This is a genomic window from Xanthomonas pisi DSM 18956, assembly GCF_001010415.1.
Lineage (GTDB): Bacteria > Pseudomonadota > Gammaproteobacteria > Xanthomonadales > Xanthomonadaceae > Xanthomonas > Xanthomonas pisi.
The window spans coordinates 1-546 of record NZ_JPLE01000255.1 but is presented as its reverse complement, the minus strand read 5'-3'; the positions used below and the strand labels follow the sequence as shown (position 1 = coordinate 546).

Genomic DNA, 546 nt, shown 5'->3' with positions numbered 1-546 from the left:
GGCGCAAGTTGACGACATTGCCTTTTACGCTTGGAAGGGTAGACGGCTGCACAGACCTTGCGTCTTTTTGAGGGTCAAAATCCACATCCTGACCTTCTTTAAGGTAATAGTCAGCAATACCCTCCAGACCTTCTTTCAGTTGCGTTAGGACATCAACCTGATGGCTTGATTCATCATCGGTATCATCCATGTTAATCTCAACTGGTGCCCTGTCAGGGTTTTCTGTCAACTCACCGCGCGCGGCACCTTCCGGCATGATACCAGTCTCACTATAGAACTGGCCGCCCATCTTGACGACGTCAGCTTTGGCCTGTTCAATATCGGCCTTACCTTGCAGAACTTCACCAGCAGACTTGCCAAGCAATGCCATATTCTCTGGAGACATCCCTGGTGTTTCTTCTGCTGCATCTTCCGGCAAACGGTTGTAGCCGCTGTTTTTGTCGTCTTTGATGCGGTCACGCTCTTCATCAGGGGAGATGACGCCAGCATCAATGAGAGTCTTACCAGTATTCGCTCGTTTGTCGTTAATCTCTGCAAGTTGAGTAG

At 49.6% G+C, this 546-nt stretch carries 1 protein-coding gene; it reads right to left on the bottom strand.

Annotation, left to right across the window (positions count from 1 at the left end; translation table 11 throughout):
* A partial coding sequence (locus tag Y887_RS20820; protein WP_046965642.1) for a hypothetical protein occupies positions 1-546 on the bottom strand: 546 nt, incomplete at both ends.